The 26,900-nt window shown below is 70.8% G+C and carries 20 protein-coding genes; 10 read left to right on the top strand and 10 right to left on the bottom strand.

Annotation, left to right across the window (positions count from 1 at the left end):
- Positions 1 to 8 precede the first annotated feature (8 nt).
- Positions 9 to 1,976: an FUSC family protein gene (locus tag ACQEVG_RS20025; RefSeq protein WP_432985873.1), complete on the top strand. Its 1,968-nt coding sequence runs from the start codon at positions 9 to 11 to the stop codon at positions 1,974 to 1,976.
- 208 nt (positions 1,977 to 2,184) lie between these two features.
- Here the strand turns inward: ACQEVG_RS20025 and ACQEVG_RS20020 are convergent, their stop codons facing one another.
- On the bottom strand, positions 2,185 to 2,601 hold the full coding sequence (locus tag ACQEVG_RS20020; protein ID WP_360877465.1) for an RNA-binding S4 domain-containing protein: 417 nt from the start codon (positions 2,599 to 2,601) through the stop codon (positions 2,185 to 2,187).
- Positions 2,602 to 2,730: 129 nt separating this feature from the next.
- On the opposite strand from ACQEVG_RS20020, the gene ACQEVG_RS20015 reads away from it, so the two are divergent.
- On the top strand, positions 2,731 to 4,206 hold the full coding sequence (locus tag ACQEVG_RS20015) for an APC family permease (RefSeq protein ID WP_432985870.1): 1,476 nt from the start codon (positions 2,731 to 2,733) through the stop codon (positions 4,204 to 4,206).
- 13 nt (positions 4,207 to 4,219) lie between these two features.
- A complete protein-coding gene (locus ACQEVG_RS20010; RefSeq protein ID WP_432985868.1) occupies positions 4,220 to 5,185 on the top strand; it encodes a hypothetical protein in 966 nt (321 codons plus the stop codon).
- Between the two features lie 38 nt (positions 5,186 to 5,223).
- On the opposite strand, the gene ACQEVG_RS20005 is transcribed toward ACQEVG_RS20010, so the two are convergent.
- The gene (locus ACQEVG_RS20005; protein ID WP_432985866.1) at positions 5,224 to 7,302 is read right to left on the bottom strand and encodes a PhoX family protein; all 2,079 of its coding nucleotides are present in this window, start codon (positions 7,300 to 7,302) and stop codon (positions 5,224 to 5,226) included.
- A gap of 308 nt (positions 7,303 to 7,610) precedes the next feature.
- Between ACQEVG_RS20005 and ACQEVG_RS20000 the strand changes: the two genes are divergently transcribed.
- Entirely contained in the window at positions 7,611 to 9,326 is a 1,716-nt protein-coding gene (locus ACQEVG_RS20000; protein WP_432985864.1) for a VWA domain-containing protein, read from the top strand.
- Here ACQEVG_RS20000 and ACQEVG_RS19995 read toward each other — a convergent pair.
- Together ACQEVG_RS19995 and ACQEVG_RS19990 are read right to left on the bottom strand one after the other, a co-directional pair.
- Positions 9,323 to 10,438 (bottom strand): sensor histidine kinase, encoded by a 1,116-nt coding sequence (locus ACQEVG_RS19995; protein WP_432985862.1) that lies wholly within the window; start codon positions 10,436 to 10,438, stop codon positions 9,323 to 9,325. The two genes, ACQEVG_RS20000 and ACQEVG_RS19995, sit on opposite strands and share 4 nt — an antisense overlap.
- Entirely contained in the window at positions 10,435 to 11,088 is a 654-nt protein-coding gene (locus tag ACQEVG_RS19990; RefSeq protein ID WP_432985860.1) for a response regulator transcription factor, read from the bottom strand. Before ACQEVG_RS19990 ends, ACQEVG_RS19995 begins: the two co-directional genes overlap by 4 nt.
- A 151-nt stretch (positions 11,089 to 11,239) precedes the next feature.
- Here ACQEVG_RS19990 and metG point away from each other — a divergent pair, with 151 nt between their 5' ends.
- Positions 11,240 to 12,856: a methionine--tRNA ligase gene (metG, locus tag ACQEVG_RS19985; RefSeq protein ID WP_432985858.1), complete on the top strand. Its 1,617-nt coding sequence runs from the start codon at positions 11,240 to 11,242 to the stop codon at positions 12,854 to 12,856.
- Between the two features lie 143 nt (positions 12,857 to 12,999).
- On the opposite strand, the gene ACQEVG_RS19980 is transcribed toward metG, so the two are convergent.
- On the bottom strand, positions 13,000 to 13,779 hold the full coding sequence (locus ACQEVG_RS19980) for a L,D-transpeptidase family protein (protein ID WP_432985856.1): 780 nt from the start codon (positions 13,777 to 13,779) through the stop codon (positions 13,000 to 13,002).
- A 218-nt stretch (positions 13,780 to 13,997) separates the two neighbouring features.
- A complete protein-coding gene (gene aspS / locus ACQEVG_RS19975; protein WP_432985854.1) occupies positions 13,998 to 15,770 on the bottom strand; it encodes an aspartate--tRNA ligase in 1,773 nt (590 codons plus the stop codon).
- 137 nt (positions 15,771 to 15,907) lie between these two features.
- Between aspS and ACQEVG_RS19970 the strand changes: the two genes are divergently transcribed.
- Positions 15,908 to 18,016: an ATP-binding SpoIIE family protein phosphatase gene (locus tag ACQEVG_RS19970; protein ID WP_432985852.1), complete on the top strand. Its 2,109-nt coding sequence runs from the start codon at positions 15,908 to 15,910 to the stop codon at positions 18,014 to 18,016.
- Here the strand turns inward: ACQEVG_RS19970 and ACQEVG_RS19965 are convergent.
- From ACQEVG_RS19965 to ACQEVG_RS19955, 3 genes are all read right to left on the bottom strand, one after another.
- Positions 17,989 to 19,035: an AI-2E family transporter gene (locus tag ACQEVG_RS19965; protein ID WP_432985850.1), complete on the bottom strand. Its 1,047-nt coding sequence runs from the start codon at positions 19,033 to 19,035 to the stop codon at positions 17,989 to 17,991. The genes ACQEVG_RS19970 and ACQEVG_RS19965 overlap by 28 nt on opposite strands.
- Positions 19,036 to 19,114: 79 nt before the next feature.
- Positions 19,115 to 20,074, bottom strand: coding sequence for a pirin family protein (locus ACQEVG_RS19960; RefSeq protein ID WP_432985848.1), 960 nt, complete (start codon positions 20,072 to 20,074; stop codon positions 19,115 to 19,117).
- A gap of 138 nt (positions 20,075 to 20,212) precedes the next feature.
- Positions 20,213 to 20,662, bottom strand: coding sequence for an SseB family protein (locus ACQEVG_RS19955; protein WP_360866783.1), 450 nt, complete (start codon positions 20,660 to 20,662; stop codon positions 20,213 to 20,215).
- A 175-nt stretch (positions 20,663 to 20,837) separates the two neighbouring features.
- On the opposite strand from ACQEVG_RS19955, the gene ACQEVG_RS19950 reads away from it, so the two are divergent.
- The 3 genes from ACQEVG_RS19950 (at position 20,838) to ACQEVG_RS19940 (ending at position 24,533) form a co-directional block, all read left to right on the top strand.
- Positions 20,838 to 22,664 (top strand): acyl-CoA dehydrogenase, encoded by a 1,827-nt coding sequence (locus tag ACQEVG_RS19950; protein WP_432985845.1) that lies wholly within the window; start codon positions 20,838 to 20,840, stop codon positions 22,662 to 22,664.
- 99 nt (positions 22,665 to 22,763) lie between these two features.
- On the top strand, positions 22,764 to 24,086 hold the full coding sequence (locus ACQEVG_RS19945; protein WP_432985843.1) for a M18 family aminopeptidase: 1,323 nt from the start codon (positions 22,764 to 22,766) through the stop codon (positions 24,084 to 24,086).
- A 75-nt stretch (positions 24,087 to 24,161) separates the two neighbouring features.
- On the top strand, positions 24,162 to 24,533 hold the full coding sequence (locus ACQEVG_RS19940) for a hypothetical protein (RefSeq protein WP_432985841.1): 372 nt from the start codon (positions 24,162 to 24,164) through the stop codon (positions 24,531 to 24,533).
- A gap of 13 nt (positions 24,534 to 24,546) precedes the next feature.
- On the opposite strand, the gene ACQEVG_RS19935 is transcribed toward ACQEVG_RS19940, so the two are convergent.
- Positions 24,547 to 26,358 (bottom strand): NHL domain-containing thioredoxin family protein, encoded by a 1,812-nt coding sequence (locus ACQEVG_RS19935; protein ID WP_432985839.1) that lies wholly within the window; start codon positions 26,356 to 26,358, stop codon positions 24,547 to 24,549.
- A 41-nt stretch (positions 26,359 to 26,399) separates the two neighbouring features.
- Here ACQEVG_RS19935 and ACQEVG_RS19930 point away from each other — a divergent pair, with 41 nt between their 5' ends.
- A complete protein-coding gene (locus tag ACQEVG_RS19930; RefSeq protein WP_432985837.1) occupies positions 26,400 to 26,900 on the top strand; it encodes an LURP-one-related/scramblase family protein in 501 nt (166 codons plus the stop codon).

The raw sequence follows: 26,900 nt of genomic DNA, 5'->3' as shown, positions 1-26,900 counted from the left end.
ACGCCTCCATGAGGCATGTCTTGACCATGGAGACCCGAGCGGGACGGCTGTCCCCACCCGATTGGCTGCTCAAGGGCCTGCTGCCGCAGTCGGCACCCATCCCCTGGGCCGCCGTGGCACGCGCCGCCGTCGCGCTGGCGGCGCCGCTCGCGGTCGGGCTCGCGGCCGGGCAGCCGCAGTACGGCGCGCTGGTGTCGATGGGTGCGCTCTCGGGGGTCATCAGCGACACCGCCGACTCGTACCGGATGCGGATCTTCACCATCGCGGTCCCGCAGCTCTTCGGCGCCGTCGGCGTCACGCTCGGCACGCTCGTGTACGGGGAGGGCTGGCTCGCGGTCGCCGCGCTGACGCTGGTCGCGCTCGTCTCCGGGATGATCTCCTCCATCGGCGCGGTGGCGTCCGTGTCCGGGCTGCTGCTCCTGCTCAACGCGGTGGTGGGCGCGGGGCTGCCGATGCCGGGGCCGTGGTGGAAGGCCCCGCTGCTGCTCGCGCTCGGCGGCATGTTCGTACTCGTACTGACCCTGCTGGCCTGGCCGTTGCGCGGCCGGGAGCCGGAGCGGGCCGCGGTCGCCGGTGCGTACCGCAGCGTCGCCGATCTGCTGGCGGCCGCCGGCACTTCGGCGTACGACGACAAACGCCAGGCCGTCACCGGCTCCCTCAACAGCTCCTACGACCTGATCCTCGCCCGGCGGGCCGGCGAACACGGGCGGCGCAGCCCGCTCGTACGGCTGCTCGCGCAGTTGAACGTGCTCATCCCGCTGGTCGAGGCGGCCGCGGCAGCGCATCTGCACGGGCGGGCCTCCCGGCGGCCCGAAATCGCCCGGGCGGTACGGGACTTGGCGGACGCGGTCGACAAGGGCCGCAGCGAGGCCCCCGAGCTGGAGCTGCCCCGGCCCGAGGGACCGGCGGACCGCGCCGTGGAGGCCGCACTGCGGCACGCCGCGGTGGTCGTGCACAAGCCCGACCCCGATCCGTACAACGTCGACGACCGGCTCGGGCGGCCCGCGGCGCTGCGCATCCGCGCCCGGCGCGGGGTCCGGAACGTGCTGCTCTCCGAGCCCTCCTGGCGCTACGGGCTGCGGCTCGCGCTCTGCATCGGCCTCGCCCAGTCGCTGGTCTCGCTGGTGCCGGTGCCCCGCTCGTACTGGGTCGCCCTCACCGTCACCTTCGTCCTGAAGCCCGACTTCGGCTCGGTCTTCTCCCGGGCGGTACTGCGCGCGCTCGGCACGGCGGCGGGGCTGCTCGTCGCGGCGGCGGTGCTCTCCGAGGTGCCGCGCGGATGGTGGGACGTGCCGGTGATGATGGTCCTCGCGGCGCTCATCCCCGCGTTCTCCGCGAAGGGGTACGCCTTCCAGACCGCGGCCATCACCCCGGTGATCCTGCTGCTCTCCGACGTCCTCAACCACCAGGGTTTCCACCTGGTTCTGCCCCGGCTGGTGGACAGCCTCATGGGCTGCGCGATCGCGCTGGTCGCGGGGTATCTGCTCTGGCCGGAGAGCTGGCACACGCGCGTCGGCGACCGGCTGGCGACGGCGGTGGACGACGCGGCGAGGTATGTGGCGTACGCGTTCGGAGCCCCGTCGGGGGAGGACCGCGGGGAGCGGGTGCGCAGACGGCGGCGGATCTACCGCGATCTGTCATCGGTGCGCTCGGAGTTCCAGCGCGCGCTGACCGAACCGCCGCCGGTGGGGGCGCGGGCGGCGGCGTGGTGGCCGCTGGTCGTCGCCGTCGAACGCGTGGTGGACGCGACGACGGCGGCGCGCGTCCGGGTCAACCATGGCGCGGAGCCGCCGACGCGGTCGGAGGTCGCGGAGATCGAGGAGCAGTTGCGGCAGCTGGCGGCGGGGTTGCGGAGCAGCGAGGTGCTGGTGGAGGTCAGGGCGGAGCTGACGGGGGACGAGGAGGGGGTGCTGGGCCCACTGCGGCGGGAGGTCCAGGCGGCGAGAGCGATTGCGTCACCGGAGCGGCCGGGGTGACGGGTCGGTCAGGGTGACCGAGTCGGGATCACCGGGGGCCGAAACCCGTCGGCCGTAGTGCAGGACACTGCCGATCAGAGCACTGCCGGCACCTCGTCCGCCGCCCGCTCGCCCGAGCGCACACCCCGGGCTCACGTCCGCTTCCCGGAGCTCCATGGCTCACCTCCAGGTGCAGCGTCACCTGCCGCGGTCCGTCACGCGCGGCAGGTCACCCGCCCGAGGAGGATGAGAACCCGTCCGACGCAGCGCGCTGGAGGCGTTCCAGTTCGCGGCGGTCCCGCTTGGTCGGGCGGCCCGCACCCCGGTCCCGTACCGCCGCCGGGGCCACGAACTCCCGCGGTGGGGGCGGCGGACTGTTGTCCACGTAGCACTGGGCCGCCACCGGTGGGCCCACCCTCTTGCGGACGATCTTCGAGACGACCACCAGCCGTTCCCGGCCCGCGTGGAACAGCCGCACCTGGTCACCCGCGCGCACCGGGTGCGCCGGCTTGACCCGTTCGCCGTTCACACGGACATGGCCGGCCCGGCATGCCGACGCGGCCTGGGAGCGGGTCTTTGTGAGCCGTACGGACCAGATCCAGGCGTCGACCCGTACGGCCTGCTCGTCCGAAACCTCTGCAGCCATGCACCGACTCTATTCCGTCCGTGCCGCCCGCACCGGCGAGCACCGCCCCCTCAACACGGAGCATGCATCCGACTACGATGCGCACGTTCTCCCTTTACGGAGGCGGCACCAGGGCATTCGGAGAGTCCTATGCGCAACAGCTCCGGCAGAGGGCTTCAGCCCAATGTCCTCGGCACATTCGACACCATCGTGATGGCCATCGCGGGCAGCGCCCCCGCCTACTCCATCGCGGCCACAACCGCCGTACTCGTCGCATCCGTCGGCCTCGCCGGACCCGCCGCGCTGCTCTACTGCGCCATCCCCATGCTCGGCATCGTCCTCGCCTTCCGAAGACTCGGCAGGATCGACGTCAACGCGGGGGCCAGCTACTCCTGGGTGGCCCGAACCCTCCATCCCTTCCTGGGCTTTCTGTCCGGCTGGGCGCTTGTCGTCTCCGCGACCATCTTCATGGTGGCGGGCTCGCTCCCGGCCGGTGCGATGACGCTCGCGCTCTTCGACCCCGCTCTCGCCGACAACACCGTTCTCGCGACAGCCGTCGGCGCGGCCTGGTTCCTGGCGATGCTGCTCGTCGTCCTGGGCGGCGCGCGGCTGACCGTACGCGCGCAGCTGCTGATGTCCGGCGTGGAGCTGGCGATACTGCTGTTCTTCGTCGTCGCCGTACTCCTGCGGGGCGGCGCGGCGGCCGCCTTCGACTGGTCCTGGCTCGGCTTCTCGCACTTCGACGGAGCGGCCGGCTTCGCCTCCGGCGCGCTGGTCGCCGCCTTCTACTACTGGGGCTGGGACGTCACCAGCAACCTCAGCGAGGAGACCCGCGACAGCCGCCGTACCGCGGGGTTCGCCGCGCTCGTCGGCGTGGGCGTCGTCTTCCTGCTCTTCGAGACGTTCACGATCGCCGTGAACATGATCCTTGACCGCGAGCAGATCCGCGCCGCCGGCGCCAATGTGCTGGGCGCGCTCGGTGAGGCGATCTTGCCCGGCGTCGGCGGGAAACTGCTGGCCGTGGCGGTGCTCCTGTCCACCGTCGCCACCTTGGAGACCACCCTGATCCAGGTCACGCGCTCGCTGTTCGCGATGGGCCGGGACCGTACGATGCCGGCAGCGCTCGGCGCCGTGCACCGCCGGTGGAACACCCCCTGGGTCGCGATCGCCGTCGTCAGCGCGGTGGCACTCGCGATGTTCGTCGCCTCCACCGCGCTCGGTTCGGTCGGCGATGTGCTCTCCGCGGCGGTCGCCGCGATAGGCCTGCAGATCGCGTTCTACTACGGGCTCGCGGGCATCGCCGCCGTCGTCGCGTACCGCAGGACGCTGCTGGCATCCGTACGGGACTTCGTCCTGGGCGGCGTATGGCCGCTGCTCGGCGCGCTGTTCATGCTCTGGATCCTCGTCGAGGCGCTGAGCGAGCTGAGCGCGGCCTCGATCGCGATCGGCATCGGCGGTCTCGCCGCCGGTCTGGTGCCGATGATCCGCTACTGGCGGCGGGGGAGTTCGTACTACCGTCCCGCACTGCTGGACGCGACCCGGGCCAAGGCCGCCGAGGAGCGGTACGCCAATTCCGCTTCCCAGCATACGGATTACGCCGACAACGCGCTGGCGACGGACTTCTGAGGACGTGCCGGAGATGGCCACGCACCGCCGCCGTGGCGGTTTCGTCCCGGACTTCGACCCCGCCTTCGGGGACCGGCCGCTCGCCGACGCCGTGCACGACATCGTCATCGGCCGCTGGCAGGGCGTACGGGATCTGCTGCGCGCCACCGGCGACGACTGGCCGCTGCGCACCCACCGGCTGCGGCTGCTCGCCCATGCGGCGGCGGGCTCGTCGGCGGTGGAGGCCTGGCGTGCGGCGGAGCCCCGTGACCCGGACGCGGCGGTGCTGCGGGCGGCGACGGAGGTCGTACGGGTCTTCCACCAGGCCATCGCGGCGGGCCGCGGGTCCGGGCTCGACGAGGCACGGCTCGACGCGACCGTGCTGGTCGCTCTGGGCGCGGCAGAGGTGCACCCGGCCGATCCGATGCCGTGGGTGTCGCTGCTGACGCTGGCCCGGCTGTACGAGACGGGGGTGTCACGGCGCGAACTGCGGCGCTGGTGGGACGAATTGCGCCGACGCGACCCGTACAACATCGAGGGCCATGTACAGCTGCTGCGCTACCACTCGGCGCGCTGGCACGGCACACACGGCAAAATGTACGACTTCGCCCGCGACGTGGCGGGCGCGGCGCCGCTCGGGTCGCCGCTGCCGGTTCTGGTGCAGATCGCGCGGGTGGAGGAGTACCGGTACGCCACAGAGGGGGGCCGGGCCGCGGTGCGGGACTTCGGCCGGCACTGGCACCACGAGCTGGCGGTGACGGACGTACGGCGCACCTGGGACCGCTGGATCGGCGGCCGCCCGCCGGGCCCCGCCGGACCCGCGGAGATCGGGGAGCTCAACTATCTGGCGCACGCGGCCTGTTATGCGGGTCTTAACGACGAGGCCCGCCGGCTGTTCGGACTCCTCGGGACCCGGGCGGCACGGGTGCCGTGGTCGTACACGGGGGACGCGGCGGAGGAGTTCATGAGGTGGCGCGCACATGTACGCGCCACCTCATGAGAAGTCCTCGACGCCGGTGACGTCCTAGATGTATTGACCTAGAGGCCGATGTCGCGGCCGTCCGTGCGCCAGACGGCGACGACCGCAGGCCGGACGATCCTGCCCGGTCCGTCCGGCCAGACGCTCGCGGGCTTCTCGACGGACGCACCGTCGATCTCGCCCGGGTGCTGGACCGCGACGAGCACCCGGCGGTCCTGCACGATCGGGCCACAGGTCTCGGCGCCCGCCGGAACGGTCAGGAACTGCTTGAGCTCACCGCGCCGCTCGCCGCGGGTCGCGACACCGAACAGTCCGTCGTGTGAGCCCAGCTGGTTGCCGTCCGTGGAGATCCACAGGTTGCCGTGCGGGTCGAAGGTCACGTTGTCCGGGCAGGAGATGGGGCTGACCTTCTCCTTCGGGAAGCCCGCGAAGTAGGTGGCGGGGTCGCCCGGATCGCCCGCGACCAGGAAGAGCCGCCAGGAGAAGCCGTCGCCGGCCGGGTCGTCCCAGTGCTCGGCGAGCTCCAGGATCTGGCCGTGCTTGTTGAGGTTGCGCGGGTTGGCCTCGTCGGCCGGGGCCTTGCCGGTCTTGCCGCGGTCGGTGTTGTTCGTCAGTACGACGTAGACGCGGCCGGTGCGCGGGCTCGGCTCGATGTCCTCGGGGCGGTCCATCTTGGTGGCGCCCACCTTGTCGCCGGCGAGGCGCGTGAAGACGTACACCTCCTCGGCACTCATGCCCGGGACGTGCGAGACGCTGCCCTCGGGGCCCGCCGTGGCCAGCGGAATCCACTGCCCGGAGCCGTCGAACTCGCCGTCGCTCGGCAGCTCGCCCATGCCGTCGATCTCGGCCGCCGGGGAGTCGCCGGTCAGCTTGGCGACGTACAGGGTGCCCTCGTCGAGGAGGGTGAGGTTGTGCTCGCGGGCGGCCCGGCTCGAACCCCTCTTCATCCGCTTGGACGACACGAACTTGTAGAAGTAGTCGAAGCGCTCGTCGTCGCCCATGTAGACGACGGGACGGCCGTCGTCGGTCAGCCGCGGCTGCGCGCCCTCGTGCTTGAAGCGGCCGAGCGCGGTGCGCTTGCGGGGCGTGGAGTCCGGGTTGTACGGGTCGAGCTCGACGACCCAGCCGAATCGGTGCGACTCGTTGGGCTCCTGCGCCACGTCGAAGCGCTTGTCGAAACGCTCCCACTTGCGCTCGGTGGCACCTGTCCCGATGCCGTACCGCTTGTCCGTGGCACTCGACGCGTTGGCGAAGTACTGGTTGAAGTTCTCCTCGCCGTGGAGGGTGGTGCCCCACGGGGTGGTGCCGCCGGAGCAGTTGTTGAGCGTGCCGAGGACCTTGGTGCCGGTCGGGTCGGCGGAGGTCTTGACCAGGGCGCCGCCCGCGACGGGACCGGTGAGCCTGAACTCGCTCGTCGCCGTCAGACGGCGGTTGAGGTGGTGGCGCCTCACGGCGTTGAGCTTGCCGGTCCGGCGCTCCTCCTCGACCACGACGACACCCAGGCCGTGCGCGGCCCAGGCGATCTCGACCTGCTCGCGGGTGGGGTTGGCCGGGTCGTAGCCCTTGAACATCAGGACTTCGTCCGTGTACTCGTGGTTGGCCACGAGCACCTGGCGGCCGCGCTCGCCGTGGAGGGGGAGCAGGGAGAGGAAGTCGTTGTTGTAGCCGAACTGGCCGGCCTGTGCCCTGGCGCTCTGCTTGTCGGCGTCGAAGGCGGGCGCGCCGTGGAGGATCGGCTCGCCCCAGCGGATGACGACGTTCTGGGAGTAGCCGTCGGGGACGGTGACCTGGTCGTCCTTGTTGGGGGCGACAGGGCTGAAGCGGAGTCCGCGGGCGGCTCGCCCGGTGTTCCCGTGGCGCTCCGCGGCGCCGCCGACGGTCGCGGCTGCGGCCTGGCTGCCACCGCCCTGGCCGATGACGGTCGCGGTGCCGGCCGCGGCGGCGACGGTCACGACGGCGGCGGCGCGCATCATCGATCGTCTCGACATGGCGCTTGCTATGACATCACCGACATATTCGTTGTCGCTGGTGTTCGGAACCTCGTGGAAGCAGGCGTCGCCGCAGCGGTACCGGCAGGTGAGGGCGGAACGTCCGCCGGGGTGGGGGTTCGTGTTCAACAGCGGCAGCAGTTTGCGCACTTCGTCCTCCTACGGCGCAGCCTGCGCCGACATGGTGTCGGAATATGTCCGGCTGAGACGTTAGGGGCGTACGAGCGCAATGCGGCGGACGCGAGGTGAACGCGGGATGAATCCGGCGCGGCCGGGGCGGGGTTGGGGTGCGCGCCCCGGGGCGGGGGCACAGGTGCGGCGGCCGGGCGGGCGCCCCTGCCGGGGTTCGCCGCGGGCGGCCGCTAACCTTACGTGTCTGCCCTGGCCAGGACACCCTCTGGACGCCCGGCCCAAGGACGGACAATCACCGCACTCAACTCATGCGAAAGGCCTCGCACATGGGCATTCGGAGCTTGCTGCGCAAGGTGTTTGGTCGCGACCGTTCGGAGCGCAACGAGTCGGCGACAGCCTCCGTACCGCCCCAGACCGAGCGCACGGACCCGACGAAGGCGACGGTGCCGGCTCCGTCCCCGGCGGAGAGGGCGGCGGACCTGGTCTCGGCGGCGTTCGACAACCCGGCCCCAAGGGTCCCGGCCCAGTCCTCGTCGGACCCGACCCCGAGCCGACAGGCCGGGCCCGAGCCGGAGGCCGCCGCGGAGCCGGTGCGGACGACTGCGGAGACCCCGGCTGCGGAGCCGGAGGAGACGGCCGAGGCAGTGGCTTCGCCCGAGCCGGAGGCCGAGGCAGTCACCGAAGCCGAACCTGCGGTCGAGGGGCCCGAGACCGCCGAGGAGCCGGTGGTTTCCCCCGAGGCTCAGGTCACGCCCGAGCCGGAGCCTGCGGTCGAGGAGCCCGAGACCGCCGAGGAGCCGGTGGCTTCGCCCGAGGCTCAGGTCACGCCCGAGCCGGAGCCTGCGGTCGAGGAGCCCGAGACCGCCGAGGAGCCGGTGGCTTCCCCCGAGGCTGAGGTCACGCCCGAGCCGGAGCCTGCGGTCGAGGAGCCCGAGACCGCCGAGGCCGAGCCCGCGGCCGTGGCGGCGACCGAGCCGGAGCCCGAGCCTGTGGCCGAAGAGGCCGTCACCGAAGCCGAGCCCGCGGCCGCGGAGGCCGCCGCCGAACCGGAGGCTCCGGAGGAGCCGGCCACGACAACCGAAGCCGTCGCCGAGCCGGAAGCCGTGGTCGAGCCCGCTGCCGAGGAGGTTGAGCCGGAGGCCGCTCCCGCGGACGCCGAGGCCGCCGCCCCGGCCCCCGTCGAGCCGGAGGCGGGCGCCGAGCCGGTCGTCGAGCCGGTCGTCGAGCCGGAGGCGGACACCGAGGCCGAGCCCGCCGCCGCGGCGGCCGAGCCGGAAGCTGCTGCGGAGGAGCCGGTCGCCGAGCCGCAGGCCGACACCGAGGCCGAGCCCGTCGCGGCCGCCGCCGACCCGGAGCCCAAGGCCGCCGTCTCCGGCGGCAGGCCGGCCGTCTCCCGTGCCCGGGTCACCTCCCGCGCGCCCCAGCTCGTCGAGACCTACACCGCCGCCGGCTCCGTACTCAAGAAGCACGGGCTCAGCGGGGCCCGGGCCCGTGTGTATCTCGTCCTGGACCGGTCCGGTTCCATGCGGCCGTACTTCAAGGACGGCAGCGCCCAGCGGCTCGGTGAGCAGGCACTCGCGCTCGCCGCGCACCTCGGCGAGAACGCCGCCGTCGACGTCGTCTTCTTCTCGACCGAGATCGACGGCACCGGCGAGCTCACCCTCGACACGTACGAGGGCCGCATCGACGAGCTCCACGCCGGTCTCGGCCGCATGGGGCGTACGAACTACCACCTCGCCGTCGAGGAGGTTCTCGCGCTGCACGCCAAGGCGGACACGGACACCCCCGCGTTCGTGATCTTCCAGACGGACGGCGCGCCCGAGTCCAGGACCGCGGCCACCGCCGCGCTCGCCGCGGCCGCCGACAAGCCCGTGTTCTGGCAGTTCGTGGCGTTCGGCGAGCACGACGCCAAGGCGTTCGACTATCTGCGCAAGCTCCAGGCCGACAACGCCGCGTTCTTCCACGCCGGCCCCTCGCCCCGCGAGCTCCCGGAGGCCGAGCTGTTCGAGGGCGTCCTTGCCACCTGGCGGCCCCGCTCCTAGGACACGGGCAGCACCACGGTGACGGCCAAGCCCCCCGCAGGGCCCGGCTCGGCCGTCACCGTCCCGCCGTGCGCCTGCGCTATCGAGCGGACGATCGACAGACCGAGACCCGCCCCGGGCCCCATCCGGTCCCGCCCCTCCCCCCTCCGGAACGGCTCGAACAGCGCCGGCACATCCTCCGCCGCGACCACCGGCCCGGTGTTGCGCACCGTCAGCACCCCGGACTCGACGCGGACGTCCACCGAGCCGTCCGGCACGTTGTACGTCACCGCGTTGGCGACGAGATTGCCCACCAGCTGCGCCAGCAGCAGCCGGTTCCCCCGCACCACGCCGGCGGACCGGGACGCCGCCTTCACCTCGTGGCGTGCCGCCTCCTCCGCCACGACCTCCCCCAGGTGCACGTCCTCCCGCTCCGCCAGCCCCCGCTCGCTGCGCGCCAGCACCAGCAGGCCCTCGATCAACCGCTCACTGCGCCGGTTGTTGTCCAGCAACACGCGCTTCGTGGCCGCCAGTTCGTCCGGCGAGCAGCCCGAGTCCAGGCCGACCTGGATCGCCGTTCGCTGCGTCGCCAGCGGCGTCCGCAGCTCGTGCGACGCATTCGCGATGAACCGCCGCTGGCTGTCGAACGCCTTCTGCAGCCGCGCCAGCAGCGCGTCCAGCGTGTCCCCGAGCTCCTTCAGCTCGTCGTCGGGACCACCCGCCCCGATCCTCCCCCAGACTCCGTCCGGGGGGGCCCCCAGCAGCGTCCGCTCCGAAAGACGCCGTGCCTTCGCCGTCATCTCATGGACCGGCCGCAGCACCCGCCCCGCCGTCCACCACCCGACCACGACCGCGCACAGTGCCGTCCCCAGCAGCGCGAACGCCGACCAGATCAGCATCTGCTGCCCCGCCGCGTCCCGGACGCTGTCCGTCAGCTGAACGATCGTGACTCCGCGCACGTCCGCCACCGGCAGCGCGGGCACCGCACGCGCCCTGATCGCCGCGACCTCGTCCTCCGTACCGGCCCGGGAGAGCAGATTGACGATCCCGAGCAGACACGCCCCGAGGACCAGAAAGACACCCCCGTAGACGAGCGCGATCCGCGTACGGATCGTGGACCCGGGTCCGATCACAGCACGTACCCCACACCCTGCACGGTACGGATCAGCGCCGGCTCCCCGAGCTTCCCGCGCAGCTTGCTCATGCACACCCGCACCGCCCCCGTGAACGGATCCGCGTGCGCGTCCCACGCCCGCTCCAGCAGCTCCTCCGCCGAGACCGTCGCGCCGTCCGCCTCGAGCAGGATCTGCAGCACCGAGAACTCCTTGGGGGAGAGGTCCAGATCCCGCCCGTCCCGCTCCGCGGTGCGCCGCACCGTGTCCATCCGTACCCCGTGCCGCTCCAGCAGCGGCGGCACCGGCCGGGCGCTGCGCCGCCGCAGCGCCCGCACCCGGGAGACCAGCTCGGGGAACTCGAAGGGCTTGCCCAGATAGTCGTCCGCTCCCAGGTCCAGGCCCTCCACCCGGTCCTCCGTCGACGAGGAGGCGGTCAGCATCAGGATGCGGGTGCGGGACGCGGAGGCGACCAGCTCCCGCGCCACCTGGTCGCCGTGCACCCGCGGCAGATCGCGGTCGAGTACCACGACGTCGTAGTCGTGGAGTCCGAGATACGCGAGCGCGGCGTCCCCGCTGTAGACGGTGTCGACGGCGAACCCGGCCCGCCGCAGCCCCGTGGCGACCAGCTCGGCCAGGACTTCCTCGTCCTCGGCGACCAGTACCCGCATATCGTCGTCCCCCCGCTCCCCTAGGACCTGTCTACCGGACCTTCTACCGGACCCGATGTTTCGGGGACCTCTCCACGACGAGTCCCCCGCTCCGGCCCGCCTCGAGTTATCGGGGTGAGTCGACCTTCCGCGGGCCGTTAGGATTTCGACCATGGCGGCCACTGGATCCGAGAAGCAGGGGGCGAAGGCGTACTACGTCTCGACCCCCATTTACTACGTCAACGACGCTCCTCACCTGGGCCACGCCTACACGACCGTCGCAGGCGACGTGCTCACACGCTGGCACCGTCAGCGTGGCGAGAAGGTGTGGTACCTCACCGGCACGGACGAGCACGGTCAGAAGATCATGCGCACTGCCGAGGCGAACAACGTCACGCCCCAGGAGTGGTGCGACAAGCTCGTGGAGGAGGCCTGGAAGCCCCTCTGGGAGCATCTGAACATCGCGAACGACGACTTCATCCGTACGACGGAGAAGCGGCACACGGACCGTGTGCAGGAGTTCGTGCAGGACCTGTACGACAAGGACGAGATCTACAAGGGCGGGTACGAAGGCCCGTACTGCGTGGGCTGCGAGGAGTACAAGCTCCCCGCCGACCTGCTGGACGGCGAGGGTGAATTCGCCGGGCAGAAGCTCTGCCCGATCCACAAGAAGCCGGTGGAGCTCCTCAAGGAGGAGAACTACTTCTTCAAGCTCAGCGAGTACGGACCGAAGCTGCTGGAGTTCTACGAGGCCAACCCCGGCTTCATCCAGCCCGAGTCCGCCCGCAACGAGGTCGTGAACTTCGTCAAGCAGGGCCTGCAGGACCTCTCCATCTCGCGCTCGACCTTCGACTGGGGCGTCCCGGTGCCGTGGGACGAGAAGCACGTCATCTATGTGTGGATCGACGCGCTGCTCAACTACGCGACGGCCGTCGGCTACAACGAGAACCCGGCGAAGTTCGCCGAGACCTTCCCGGCCGATGTGCACCTGGTTGGCAAGGACATCCTGCGCTTCCACGCGATCATCTGGCCCGCGATGCTGATGGCGAACGGCCTGCCGGTGCCGGGTCGCGTCGCCGCGAACGGCTGGCTGATGGTCGGCGGCGAGAAGATGTCCAAGTCGAACCTGACGGGCATCAAGCCGCAGGATCTGACCTCGCACTTCGGCGTGGACGCGTACCGCTGGTACTTCCTGCGCGCGATCGCGTTCGGCCAGGACGGCTCCTTCTCCTGGGAGGACTTCACCGCCCGCTACACGAGCGAGCTCGCCAACGACTACGGCAACCTCGCCTCCCGCGTCGCGGCGATGGTCGGCAAGTACTTCGGCGGCACGCTGCCTTCCGCCGACGCCTCCGGCGAGGCGGAGAAGGCCATCCAGGAGGGGCTCGCGAAGGCGGTCGCCGAGGCCGACCGGAAGATCGGCGAGGAGCTGGACTTCCAGGGCGGCATCCTGGCGGTCTTCGACTTCGTGAAGCAGGTCAACGGCTACATCACGGAGCAGGAGCCGTGGAAGGTCGCCAAGGACGACTCGCCCGAGGGCAAGGCCCGTCTTGCGACGATCCTGTACACGGCGGCCGAGTCCCTGCGGGCGGTCGCGGTCCTGCTGAACCCGGTGATGCCTCAGACCTCGCAGGCGCTGTGGGACTCGGTGGGAGCCGAGGCCTCGCTGGGTGCGCTGGCGGACCAGCAGGTCCAGCACGCGGGCGAGTGGGGCAAGCTCTCGCCGGGCGCGACGGTGACGAAGGGCGCGGTGCTGTTCCCGCGCCTGGAGGACCCGACGAAGGCCTAGGCCCCGTCCGTACGCGTACCTCGTCGCACACGCCAGTCCCGAAGGGGCCCGCAGCACGCGGGCCCCTTCGGCTTTTCCGGCAGCCCATCAAAGTTGAGCGGTGTGCCGACCGGCCCCGCCCCACGGGCATGCGGCGCGTCACCTCATTCGCTCAGCGCCGCAGCGTCACCCATCACCACCACCGGCCGCTTCGCCGGATCCAGCCATCGCAGCAGTAGCTCCATCCGGTCGAGCGGCAGCGAGATGCAGCCCTGTGTGGGCCCGCCGTGGTCGACGTGGATCCAGATGCCGCCGCCCTTGTCGGCGCCGAGCGGCCGGGTCCAGTCCAGCGGCGTGGTCCCGGGCTCGCGGTTGTAGTTGATGGCCACGACATGGTCGAAGGACCCCTCCAGGGACTCCCCCTCGAAGCCGGTGCCGGGCGCGTCGAAGTCGGGCCCCTCGTCGTACGGGAGCTTCGTGCCCGGGTTGGGCAGTCTGCCGCCCGCGTCCGTGAGGCCGAAGACCCCGATCGGGGAGCGGCGGTCGCCCGCCTCGTGGTCGTCGGTCCAGCCGAGCAGCCCGTTGTGCGCCGGCCACGCACCGGTCACGGGCCGCCAGCCCAGGACGGGATCGCGTTCATAGAGCGCGGCGAGTGACCGGTTGGAATTGGGGCCCTGGCCGACCACCACCACCGCCTGCCGGTTCGCCGCGGTGATCCTCTCGCGGGTCCCCGGTCCGAGAGAGGGGATCTCCCGCGCCCGGACGCCGCCCTGAGCCTCGGGGCCGGAGTGCCTGCTGGGGCCCGACCTGCCGACGGCGCTCGCGCTCGCGGACACATTCGCGGCCGCCGGCGCCGCCTTGCCGGTATCGCCCGCGCAGCCGGTGAGCAGCAGACCGGCAACAGCCAGGGCGACCGCCGGGAACGTGCCTGTGCGGAGGGACATGTGCGGGCCTTTCAGTTCGGGGACTTGTCGTGCTGCTGCTGCGGGGGCGGGGCGGCCTCGGCCCCGGCGACGTCAAATCGGACGTTTAAGATCATCCGTTGTGTTTCGGTCAGAGCGTGTGAGGCGTCGCCGGAGACCCGTGTGTTGCCCGCGACAGCCGAGAAGGGGCCCGGAACCTTTCGGTTCGGGGCCCCTTCCGGGTGCCTTACGACGTGCGGCTACTCGCCGGATTTGGCGACCGGCTTGCGCAGCGCGATGTTCAGCTCGCGCAGCCGCGCCTCGTCCAGTTCCGTCGGCGCGCCCATCATCAGGTCCTGGGCGTTGCCGTTGAGCGGGAAGGCGATCGTCTCGCGGATGTTCGGCTCGTCGGCCAGCAGCATCACGATGCGGTCGACGCCCGGGGCGATGCCGCCGTGCGGCGGGGCGCCGTACTGGAAGGCGCGCAGCATGCCGGAGAACTCGTGCTCGACGGTCTCCCTCGAGTAGCCCGCGATCTCGAACGCCTTGAACATGATCTCGGGCTCGTGGTTCCGGATCGCGCCGGAGGACAGCTCCACGCCGTTGCAGACGATGTCGTACTGCCAGCCCAGAATGTCCAGCGGGTCCTGGGTCTGAAGGGCCTCGAGGCCGCCCTGCGGCATCGAGAAGGGGTTGTGCGAGAAGTCGATCTTTCCGGTCTCCTCGTCCTTCTCGTACATCGGGAAGTCGACGATCCAGCAGAACCGGAAGACGCCCTCCTCGAAGCGGCCGGCCCGCTTGGCGGCCTCGACGCGGACCACGCCCATGATCTTCGAGACCTCGTCGAAGTCACCCGCGCCGAAGAAGACCGCGTGGCCGGGCGCCAGCCCGAGACGCTCGGTGAGGACCTTGACGTTCTGCTCGGTGAGGAACTTGGCGATCGGGCCGCTCAGCGCGCCGTCCTCGCCGACCCGCACCCAGGCCAGGCCCTTCGCGCCGTGCTCGACGGCGAAGTCGCCGAGGCCGTCGAAGAACTTCCGTGTCTGCCCCGCGGTGTCCGGCACCGGCAGCGCGCGTACGTGCTTTCCGGCGAAGGCCTTGAACTCCGAGCCCTCGAAGACGTCCGAGATGTCGACGAGCTCCAGCTGGGCACGCAGGTCCGGCTTGTCGGAACCGTACTTCAGCATGGCCTCGCGGAACGGGATCCGCGGGAAGGGGGAGGTGACATGGCGGCCGCCACCGAACTCCTCGAAGAGTTCCGTCATCAGCTTCTCGACGGGCTGGAACACATCCTCCTGCTCGACGAAGGACATCTCGACGTCGAGCTGGTAGAACTCACCCGGCGAACGGTCGGCGCGGGCGTCCTCGTCGCGGAAGCACGGCGCGATCTGGAAGTAGCGGTCGAAGCCCGAGATCATCAGCAGCTGCTTGAACTGCTGCGGAGCCTGCGGCAGCGCGTAGAACTTGCCGGGGTTCAGCCGGGACGGCACCACGAAGTCGCGCGCGCCCTCGGGGGAGGTCGCGGTCAGGATCGGGGTCGCCATCTCGTTGAAGCCGAGCGCGGTCATCTTGTGCCGGATGGCGGAGATGACCGCCGTACGCAGCATGATGTTGCGGTGCATGCGCTCGCGGCGCAGGTCGAGGAAGCGGTACTCGAGACGCCGCTCCTCGCCCACCCCGTCGTCGGTGTTGATCTGGAACGGCAGCTGCTGCGCCGCGCCCAGCAGCTCGACGGCGGAGACCTCGACCTCGATCTCACCGGTCGGCAGCTCGGGGTTGATGTTCTCGGCACCGCGCGAGACGGCCTTGCCGTCGACGCGGACGACCGACTCCTTGTTGACCTTGTCGAGGGCCTCGTACGCGGGGGTGCCGGGGCGGGCGACGAGCTGCGTGATGCCGTAGTGGTCGCGCAGATCGATGAAGAGGATGCCGCCCAGGTCTCGGCGATTGTGCAGCCAGCCGCTCAGCCGGACGTCGGCTCCGACGTCAGAGGCGCGGAGCTCGCCGCAGGTGTGGGACCTGTACCGATGCATCGTCGTTCATCCAGTCTTAGCGTTTTGAGAGGGGTGGGCCCGTCAAGGGTACCGGCCGGTCTCCCTTCACCCCATTGACATACACATGCCAGGAGGCCGGCAGGCCGCCGCCATGAAGGTCGGAATAAAGTAAGGCAATGCGCACCGAGGACGTCCTGGCCACGATCGCCACCGGCCTGTGGCGGTGGGACAACGCATCCGGGACGGTCACCCTCGACGCCGAGGCCGCCCGGCTGCTCGGTATGCCCGCCGTACCGGGCGACTTCCCGGAGTCCGTCGTACGCTCCCGTTTCCACCCCGTCGACTGGAACGAGATCAACGGCGTCGTCAGCCTCGCGATCGCCGAGGAGACCCTCGCCGAGGCGCGGCTGCGGATCGTGGACGGGGCGGGCCGGGTGCTGCGCACCGTACGCAGCCGCTCCAAGCCGATCGCGGTCGACGGCGACATCCGCCTGGTCGGCATGATCCAGGAGGTGGCCGAGCCGCAGCCGGGAGCCGCCGCGCAGACCCCCATCACCGGTGACTGGCGGCGCTCGCGCGAGGCGTTCCTGCTGGACGCCGGCCGGGCGCTGGCCGAGGCACGCTCCACCGCCGAGGTGCTGCGGGTCGCCGCCTCGCTGTCCATGCCGGGCTTCTCACCGGACGGGCTCGCCGTCTTCGGGATGGCGGGCGAGCGGCTGACGGTCATCGGGCACCACGGGTATCTGCCGGGCGGCGAAGACCCGTTCATCGACATGCCGCTGGACACGGACTATCCGGCGGCGGACGTGGTACGCACGGGGCGCGCCGTGTATCTGCCGACCCCGCAGGAGTACCGCCGCCGCTACCCCACCACCTGGCCGCTCGCCGAGCCCTTCGGGCGGGAGTCCTGGGCGTACTTGCCGCTGATCGTCGCGGGGCGCACCATCGGCGCCTGGATGGCCGCCTTCAAACACCCCGTCGCCTTCACGCCCGACGAGCGGTCCGTGCTGACCACCGTCGCCCGGATGCTGGCGCAGGCCCTCGCCCGGGCCGGAGTCGCCGAGTCCGAGCGCGAACTGTCGCTGGGCCTGCAGCGCTCGATGATGCCGGTGCTCGGGCCCGAGGTGCCGGGGATGTCGATCGCCGCGCGGTACGTCCCGACGGGCGGCGGACTCCAGGTCGGCGGCGACTGGTACGACATGATCCCGCTGCCCTCGGGGCGGTTCGCCGTGGTCATCGGGGACGTCCAGGGCCACGATGTGCGCGCCGCCGGACTCATGGGCCAGCTGCGGATCGCCCTGCGCGCCTACGCCTCCGAGGGGCACCGGCCCGACGCGGTGCTCTCCCGCGCCTCCCGCTTTCTGCACGGACTGCATGATTTTTTCGGGGCCGATACGCACGAAGAGGGCGAGCACTCCAGCTCCCGCTTCGCGACCTGCCTCTATTTGGAGGTCGAACCGGCCACCGGCAGCGTCGAGATCGCCCGGGCCGGCCACCCGGAGCCGGTCGTCCGCACCGGTGACGGCACGGTGCTGGTGCGCCCCACCGCGGGCGGACTGCCGCTCGGCATCGACCCGGACACGGACTATCCGACGACGCGGCTGGTCCTGGAGCCCGGCGAGACGATGCTGATCTGCACGGACGGTCTCCTCGAGACGGGCGGGCACGATCTGGACACGGGGTGGACGCGGCTGCGTACGCTCCTGGAGGAGCACGCGGACCAGTCGCTGGAGGAACTCGCCGACGCCCTCGTGCACGCGGTGCACGGCCCCGGCTCGCACCACTCGACCGGGCCGCTGGCGGACCGGCGCGAGGACGACATCGCGGTCCTGCTGCTCGCCCGGGACGGAACGCCGGCCCGGCAGGCACCGCGGCGCACGGCGATGAGCGTGGCCCAGGCCGAACCGGAGCGGATCGCGGCCGCCAGGCAGCAGTTGCGGGAGTTGCTGCACGACTGGGCGGACCAGGAACAGGTCGACTCCGCCGTGCTGATGGTCTCCGAGATGGTCACCAATGTGCTGGTCCACACGGACGGGCACGCGCTGCTGGTGGCGGAGGTGACGCACGACGCCGCACGGCGGCTGCGCGTGGAGGTCACGGACACGAGCGACGAACTGCCGCACAAACGGCGGCCCGGCGAGCTGGCGTCGTCGGGCCGTGGCCTGCTGCTGACGGAGGTGCTCGCGGACGCGTGGGGCGTGGAGCCGCGGGGCGAGGGCAAGTCGATCTGGTTCGAGCTCTACGAGCCACCGGCGCGCTACGAGCCGGCGGCGCCGCTTTCGTAGCGCCCGCGCAGCTCACCGATCACACCGAAGGCGGCGGCGGTGACCGGCACGGAGAGAAGCATCCCCAGGATGCCCGCGACGGAGGCGCCCGCTGTGATCGCCAGCATCACGACGGCCGGGTGCATCTGCACCGTACGGCTCTGGATCACCGGCTGGAGCACATGACCCTCCAGCACCTGCACCGCGAGGACCACGCCCAGCACCCACAGGGCGATCACAAACCCCCGGTCGGCGAGCGCGACGAGCACGGCGACGGCGCCGGAGATGAAGGCGCCGAGGTAGGGGATGTACGCGCCCAGGAAGACGAGCGCGCCGAGTCCGACGGCGCCGGGGACGCGGAGGATCAGCAGGCCGACGGTGATGCAGAGGGCGTCGATGAGCGCGATGAAGGTCGTACCGCGCATAAAGCCCTCGACGGCCTCGAAGGCGCGCCGCCCCATGGCCTCGACGAGGTCCCCGGTCGTACCCGGCGCCAGCGACCTCAGGGCTCCCGCCGCCTTGTGCGAGTCCCGCAGAAAGAAAAAGCTGAGAAACAGCGCGAGCACGGCGGTGGCGATCACCTCCCCCACCACGCTCAGCCCGCTGATCACCCCGGACGCGGCGGTCCCGCCGAACTTCCCGAGCAGTTCCTTGGAGTTCTTGGCGAGATCGTCGAGCGAGGACCCGGCGGCCCCGAAGTGCTTGGTGAGATCCTTGGCGGCCTGCCGCAGCGAGGTGATGATCTGGTCGCCGGTCTCGATGAGCGCACTGACGACGATGTAGATGACCCCGCCGAAGACGGCGACCACCGCGACACAGGTGAGTCCGGCCGCGAGCGACCGATGCACCTTCATCCTGATGAGCCGCCGGTGCAGGGGCCCGAGAAGAGCGGTCCCGAGCAGCGCGAGCAGCACCGGTGTGACGGCGGTCTTCAAGGTGACGACGAGCCAGATCCCGATGGCGGCCACACCGGCGACCAGCAGCGCGACGACACACCAGGCGGCGAGCCGCCGCACGGGCTCGGGAAGAAGACTCTGCACACAGCCCAGCCGACCACAGCGGGTGCCACCCCGTCCCGCGGGCGGGGCCGGGCGGGTGAGGCACCCTGGTCGGCTCGGCTCACATGCCGTGCACAGCGGGGATCGTGCCCAGGCGGCCCTTCTGGAAGTCCTCGAGGGCCTGCTGCAGCTCCTCGCGGGTGTTCATCACGAACGGCCCGTAGTGCGCCATCGGCTCACGGATGGGCTGCCCGCCCAGCAGCACGACCTCGAGGTCGCCGGTGAGCGAGCCGTTCTGGGCGTCGTCCGCCCACACGGTCAGCGCGCCACCCTCGCCGAACACCGCCGTCTGTCCCATGTGGACGGGCCGCCGCTCGGTGCCGACCGCGCCGCGCCCGGCCAGGACGTACGCCAGGCCGTTGAAGTCCTCCCGCCACGGCAGGGTGATCTGCGCACCCGGCCGGAGCGTCGCGTGGATCATCGTGATCGGCGTGTGCGTGATGCCGGGGCCCTGATGACCGTCCAGCTCACCGGCGATGACCCGCAGCAGCGCACCGCCGTCGGGCGAGGTGAGCAGTTGGACATGGCCGCCGCGGATGTCCTGGTAGCGGGGGTCCATCATCTTGTCCTTCGCGGGCAGGTTCACCCACAGCTGGAGCCCGTGGAAGAGCCCGCCGGACACGACCAGCGACTCCGGCGGCGCCTCGATGTGGAGCAGCCCCGAGCCGGCGGTCATCCACTGGGTGTCGCCGTTCTGGATGGTCCCGCCGCCGCCGTTGCTGTCCTGGTGGACGAAGGTTCCGTCGATCAGATAGGTGACGGTCTCGAACCCGCGGTGCGGATGCCAGGGTGTCCCCTTGGGCTCGCCCGGCGCATAGTCCACCTCGCCCATCTGATCCATCATGATGAACGGGTCGAGGTACTGGTAGTTGATCCCGGCGAACGCACGCCGCACCGGGAAGCCCTCGCCCTCGAAGCCCGTCGGCGCCGTGGACACGGCGAGCACGGGCCGCGGCAGCGCCCCGGCGGGGGCTGAGACGCGCGGCAGGGTCAGCGGATTCTCGACAGCCACTGCAGGCATGGGGGGCCTCCTTGTGCGTTCATTTTAGTTGAAGAATGAACTTCCTGCCACGGGGAACACACGACGCCCGGGAGGAATTCCCCCCGGGCGCCAAAGAACAAGATCGGCCGGACAGTGCCCGGCCGCACCGGACAGTGCCTAGCCGTACATCCGCCGCATCGCGAAGTCCACCATCTGCTCGACGGCCTTCGCGTCGAAGACCATCCGGTGATCGCCCTCCATGTCGAGGACGAAGCCGTACCCGGTCGGCAGCAGATCGATCACCTCGGCCCCGGTGATCACGAAGTACTTCGACTCCTTGCCCGCGTATCTGCGCAGCTCCTTGAGCGTGCTGAACATGGGAATGACCGGCTGCTGGGTGTTGTGCAGCGCGAGGAAGCCAGGGTTGTCCCCGCGCGGGCAGTAGACCTTCGAGGTCGCGAAGATCTGCTGGAAGTCCTCGGCGGACAGCGATCCGGTGGTGAAGGCCCGCACCGCGTCGGCGAGCGAGGGCGGCGACGGCTCGGGGTAGAGCGGCTGCTCCCCGTAGGAGGGCTGCTGCGGTACGTACTGCTGCTGAGCGCCCGGGTTCTGGTCGTAGCCGTACATGTCCGCAAGAGTAGCGAGTCACAGTTGCCCCATAGGGGTTGCATCTTATTACCGACGGGTAGCATCATCGAAGCTACTGACTGGTAGGTGGAACGGAAATCCGCTTGCCGTCGCCCGAGCACCACCGCAATGAGGCGCTTCGCGCCGCTGATACCGACCTTACGGAGCCGTCGCCATGGGGCACTACAAGTCGAATCTCCGCGACATCGAGTTCAACCTCTTCGAGGTCCTCGGGCGCGACAAGCTGTACGGCACCGGCCCGTTCGCGGAGATGGACGTCGACACCGCCAAGAGCATCCTTGAGGAGGTCGCCCGTCTCGCCGAGAACGAGCTGGCCGAATCCTTCGCCGATGCCGACCGCAACCCCCCGGTCTTCGACCCGGCCACCAACACCGCGCCCGTCCCGGCGTCCTTCAAGAAGAGCTACCAGGCCTTCATGGACTCCGAGTACTGGCGGCTCGGTCTCCCCGAGGAGATCGGCGGCACCACCTCTCCCCGCTCCCTGATCTGGTCGTACGCGGAGCTGCTCCTCGGCTCGAACCCGGCCGTCTGGATGTACTCCTCCGGCCCGGCCTTCGCCGGCGTCCTCTTCGAAGAGGGCAACGAGGCGCAGAAGAAGATCGCCGAGATAGCCGTCGAGAAGCGGTGGGGCTCCACCATGGTGCTCACCGAGCCGGACGCCGGCTCGGACGTCGGCGCCGGCCGCACCAAGGCCGTCCAGCAGGACGACGGCTCCTGGCACATCGAGGGCGTGAAGCGCTTCATCACCTCCGGTGAGCACGACATGGAGGAGAACATCCTTCACTACGTGCTGGCCCGCCCCGAGGGCCACGGCCCGGGCACCAAGGGACTGTCCCTCTTCCTCGTGCCGAAGTTCCACTTCGACTGGGAGACCGGCGAGCTGGGCGAGCGCAACGGCGTGTACGCCACGAACGTCGAGCACAAGATGGGCCTCAAGGCCTCCAACACCTGCGAGATGACGTTCGGCGACCAGCACCCCGCCAAGGGCTGGCTGATCGGCGACAAGCACGACGGCATCCGCCAGATGTTCATGATCATCGAGTTCGCGCGGATGATGGTCGGCACGAAGGCGATCGCGACCCTCTCCACCGGATACCTGAACGCGCTGGAGTACGCCAAGGAGCGCGTCCAGGGCCAGGACCTGGTGAACTTCGCGGACAAGACCGCGCCCAAGGTCACCATCACGCACCACCCCGACGTGCGCCGTTCGCTGATGACGCAGAAGGCGTACGCCGAGGGCATGCGCGCCCTGGTGCTCTACACCGCCTCCGTCCAGGACGAGATCGCCGTCAAGGAGGCCGCCGGCGAGGACACCAAGTCCCTCGTCGCGCTGAACGACCTGCTGCTGCCGATCGTGAAGGGCTACGGCTCGGAGAGGTCGTACGAGCAGCTCGCCCAGTCGCTGCAGACCTTCGGCGGCTCCGGCTATCTGCAGGAGTACCCGGTCGAGCAGTACATCCGGGACGCCAAGATCGACACCCTCTACGAGGGCACCACCGCCATCCAGGGCCAGGACTACTTCTTCCGGAAGATCGTCCGCGACCAGGGCCAGGCGCTGAACACCCTCTCCGAGGAGATCAAGAAGTTCCTGGCGGTCGGCACCGGCGGCGAGGAGCTGGCCCCGGCCCGCGACGCGCTCGCCAAGGCGGCGGTGGACCTGGAGGCGATCGTCGGCACGATGACGAACGACCTCATCGCCACCGGCGAGGACGTCAAGAACATCTACAAGGTGGGCCTCAACGCCACCCGTCTGCTGATGGCTTCGGGCGATGTGGTCGTCGGCTACCTGCTGCTGCGCGGCGCGGCCGTCGCGGCGGAGAAGCTCGAGACGGCGTCCGCGAAGGACGTGCCGTTCTACCAGGGCAAGATCGCGGCCGCGAAGTTCTTCGCCGCGAACGTGCTGCCGGGCGTCTCCGTCGAGCGCGCGCTCGCCGAGACGGTCGACACCTCTCTGATGGACCTCGACGAGGCCGCGTTCTAGTCGCTCCGGCCCGTGGATGACGCGGCCCGCCCCCTGCCTGGGGGGCGGGCCGCTTCCAACTCTGCGCCCGGGCGTACGCCCCCTCGTTAAGGTGACCCCATGAGCAGCGCACCTCGCTTCGACCGCGGACACACCGACGACCTCATGTCCTTCCTGGCCGCCGCGCCGTCTCCGTACCACGCGGTGGCCGCCGCCGCAGAGCGGCTGGAGAAGGCCGGCTTCCGGCAGGTCCTGGAGACGGACGCCTGGGATGCCGGGACACCAGCGGCCGACGCCGCGGGGACCGGCGGCAAGTACGTACTGCGCGGCGGGGCGATCATCGCCTGGTACGTGCCGGAGGGCGCCCCGCCGCACACCCCGTTCCGGATCGTCGGCGCCCACACCGACTCACCGAATCTGCGCGTCAAGCCGCAGCCCGACATGGGCGCGCACGGCTGGCGTCAGATCGCCGTCGAGATCTACGGCGGCCCGCTGCTCAACTCCTGGCTCGACCGCGATCTGGGCCTGGCCGGCCGGCTCTCCCTGCGCGACGGCACGACACGGCTGGTCAACATCGACCGGCCCCTGCTGCGCGTGCCGCAGCTGGCCATCCACATGGACCGCTCGATCCACGAGAAGGGTCTGCAGCTCGACAAGCAGCGGCACATGCAGCCCATCTGGGGCCTGGGCGGCGACGTCACCGACGAGGGCGGTCTGATCTCGTTCCTGGAGGCGGAGCTCGGGTTCGCCGCCGGGGAGGTCCTCGGCTGGGACCTGATGACGCACGCGCTGGAGGCGCCCGCCTACCTGGGCCGCGACCGCGAGCTGGTCGCCGGGCCGCGGATGGACAACCTGCTGTCCGTGCACGCCGGTACGGCAGCGCTCGCCGCGGTCTCCGCGTCGCCGGCGCTCGGGTACATCCCGGTGCTCGCCGCCTTCGACCACGAGGAGAACGGCTCGCAGGCCGACAGTGGCGCCGACGGCCCGCTGCTCGGCAATGTGCTGGAGCGTTCGGTGTTCGCGCGCGGCGGTACGTACGAGGACAAGGCGCGCGCCTTCGCGGGCACGGTGTGCCTGTCCTCCGACACGGGCCACGCCGTCCACCCCAACTACGCGGAGCGCCACGACCCGACGCACCACCCGCGCGTCAACAACGGCCCGATCCTCAAGGTCAATGTGAACCAGCGGTACGCCACGGACGGCAGCGGCCGGGCCGTGTTCGCCGCAGCCTGCGAGAAGGCGGGCGTGCCGTGGCAGACGTTCGTGTCGAACAACGCGATGCCGTGCGGCACGACCATCGGCCCGATCACCGCCGCCCGGCACGGCATCAAGACCGTCGACATCGGCGTCGCGATCCTGTCGATGCACAGCGCGCGTGAGCTGTGCGGCGCCAAGGACCCCTATCTGCTCGCGAACGCGCTGACGGCCTTCCTGGAGGGCTGAAGTCGCCTGATCCGCCCGGCCGGTTGAGACCGCGCGAAACATCTGCGAAAGCATCCGCACGCCAGGCTGACGACCATGGTTCTGCACGGTCACCAGACGTTCGGCGCGCACCGCGCGGGCCCGTCGCGCCGCACCCTGTCCCTCGCGCTCACCTCGGCGGTCGCGGTCCTGCTCGCGGGGTCCTGGTTCGTCATCCAGCGGTACAACGAACGGCCGCCGTGGGCGCAGGACATCTCGTACGAGGCGGGCTACATCCAGGGCAGCCGCATCCGGAAGGCCGACCCCACCGGCCAGGAGACCAAGAAGCTCCTGGCCGGTGGATGCGCGCAGATTCAGTCCGCCGGGTGGGGCGGGCGGAAGGCGACGTACGACCCCGGGCTGTGGGTGGACGGCTGCCTGGCCGGCGCGGCGGGTCGGCAGCTGATCAAGCAGGGCTTGTTCCACTAGGCCCTGCCCGGCGCTACCGCTCCTGATCCATCCCGGCCAGTACGAGCGGCAGCCGCGAGGTCCCCTCCGCGGTCACCCGGACCGGAACTCCCCAGTCCTGCTGGTGCACATGACAGGCCGGGTACTCGTTCTCGGGGTCGTCGTCGCAGGACGCCGCCATCGCCGAGACATGCAGTACGCCCTCGGCGACCGCCGGGTCGATCTCCAGCACCCGCGAGAGGTCGGTGCCCGCGCCGTCGCCGCCGAGCAGCAGCTCCGGCGGGGTCGAGGAAACGAGCAGCCGGGTCGAAGGACCGTACCGGGTGTCCAGCTTCTGACCCGCCGGGGCCTGGAAAACGACGTCCAGCCGGAGCTTGCCCGGGGCGACCTCGGTGGCGGCACGCTGGGTGCGGTGGGCGACGGCCTCGACGCGTACCGCCTCCTCCGGCAGCCGCAGCCGGGTCAGCCGGTGCCGGGCCGACTCCACCACCACGATCTCGTCCCCGACGAGCACGGCGCCGCTCGGCTCCCGCAGATCGGTGGCGAGCGTGGTCACTTCGCCCGTCGCCGGGTCGAAGCGGCGCAGCGCATGGTTGTACGTGTCGCTGATGGCCACGGAGCCGTCGGGCAGCGCGGTGACGCCCAAGGGGTGCTGGAGCAGGGCCTGACTCGCGGCCCCGTCCCGGTGGCCGAAGTCGAAGAGCCCGGTGCCGACGGCGGTGTGCACGGCACCGTCGGTGTCGATCCATCTGACCGCGCTGGTCTCGGAGTCGGCGATCCACAGCCGGTCCTCGGTCGCGGCGAGCCCGGACGGCTGGGCGAACCAGGCCTCGGCGGCCGGCCCGTCGACGAGGCCTTCGTTCGTGGTCCCGGCCGCGACCTCGACGGTCCCGGTCTCCGGGTCGTACGCCCACAGCTGGTGGACGCCCGCCATGGCGATCCACACCCTGCCCTGCCACCAGGCCACGTCCCACGGCGAGGAGAGATCCACATCGAGCGCGGGCCCGGACGTGGCCGAACCCTGCCACCACTGGCGGCCGGTGCCCGCGACGGTCGTCGTCCCGCCGGTCTGCGGATCGAGCACACGCAGGGCGTGGTTGACGGTGTCGGCGACGACGACGCGGCCCCCGGGCAGCAGAGCGAGACCCTGCGGCTCACTGAACCGCACCCGGTCCGGACCGCCGTCGACGAGGCCGCGCTCACCGTCGCCGTACCGCTGGACGACGCTCTCGCCGTCCTCGGCCAGCCGGACCAGCTGGTGACGGGTGGTGTCGGAGACGAGGAAGCCACCACCGGGCAGCGCGAGCACCTTCCCGGGGAAGCGCAGGTGCGTGGCAACGGGCTCGGGCGCGACATAGGGCCCGTCGCCGCGCCGCAAGGTGCCCTTCGCCTCGTGCGCTGCCTCCAGCTCCTCCACGAGCTTCTCGATGGCGTGCGCATGCCCCTCGCCCGCATGCTGGGCGACGACATACCCCTCGGGGTCGATGACGACGAGCGTGGGCCAGGCCCGTACGGCGTACTGCTTCCAGGTGGCGAGCTCGGGATCGTCGAGCACGGGGTGGTGCACCTGGTAGCGCTCGACGGCGTCGACGACGGCCTGGTGGTCGGCCTCGTGCACGAACTTCGGCGAGTGAACCCCGATGATCACCACGGTGTCGCGGTGCTTCTCCTCGAGCTCACGCAGCTCGTCCAGGACGTGCAGACAGTTGACGCAGCAAAATGTCCAGAAATCCACAACAACGCACTTACCTCGCAGGTCGGCGAGGGTGAGGTCTTTGCCTCCGGTGTTCAGCCAGCCGCCCTTGCCGATCAGCTCGGGGGCCCGAACGCGTGCACGTGTAGCCATACCCCCATCCAACAGCACGCGGCGGGGTATGCATTCCAGCCATGAAATACCTCGTACGCGACAAGATCTTCGCGATCGGTGACGACTACTGGATCGACGACGAGGCGGGCCGCCACGCCTTCCTCGTCGACGGCAAGGCGCTGCGGCTGCGCGAAACGCTGGAGCTGAAGGATCCGACCGGGCTTGTACTCGTCACGCTGCGCAAGAAGTTGCTCAGCCTGCGGGACGCGATGACCATCGAGCGGGACGACCAGCCGCTCGCCACGATCCGCAGGAAGCGGCTCTCACTGCTGCGCAATCACTACCGCGTCACGCTCGTCGAGGGCTCGGAGCTGGATGTCAGCGGCCGGATCCTGGACCGTGAGTTCACGGTCGAGTACGAGGGGGAGCTGCTGGCCCACGTCTCCCGGCAGTGGTTCCGGGTGCGGGAGACGTACGCGGTGAATGTCGTACGGGAGGACGCGGACGCGGCGCTGATGATCGCGGTCGCGGTGTGCGTGATCCGCATGGCGGAGAAGGAACGCGAGGGCGAGGACGACTAG

Origin of the sequence: Streptomyces sp. CA-135486 (genome assembly GCF_050936555.1) — a bacterium.
Taxonomy (GTDB): domain Bacteria; phylum Actinomycetota; class Actinomycetes; order Streptomycetales; family Streptomycetaceae; genus Streptomyces.
This window is presented reverse-complemented; position numbering and strand designations above follow the sequence as displayed.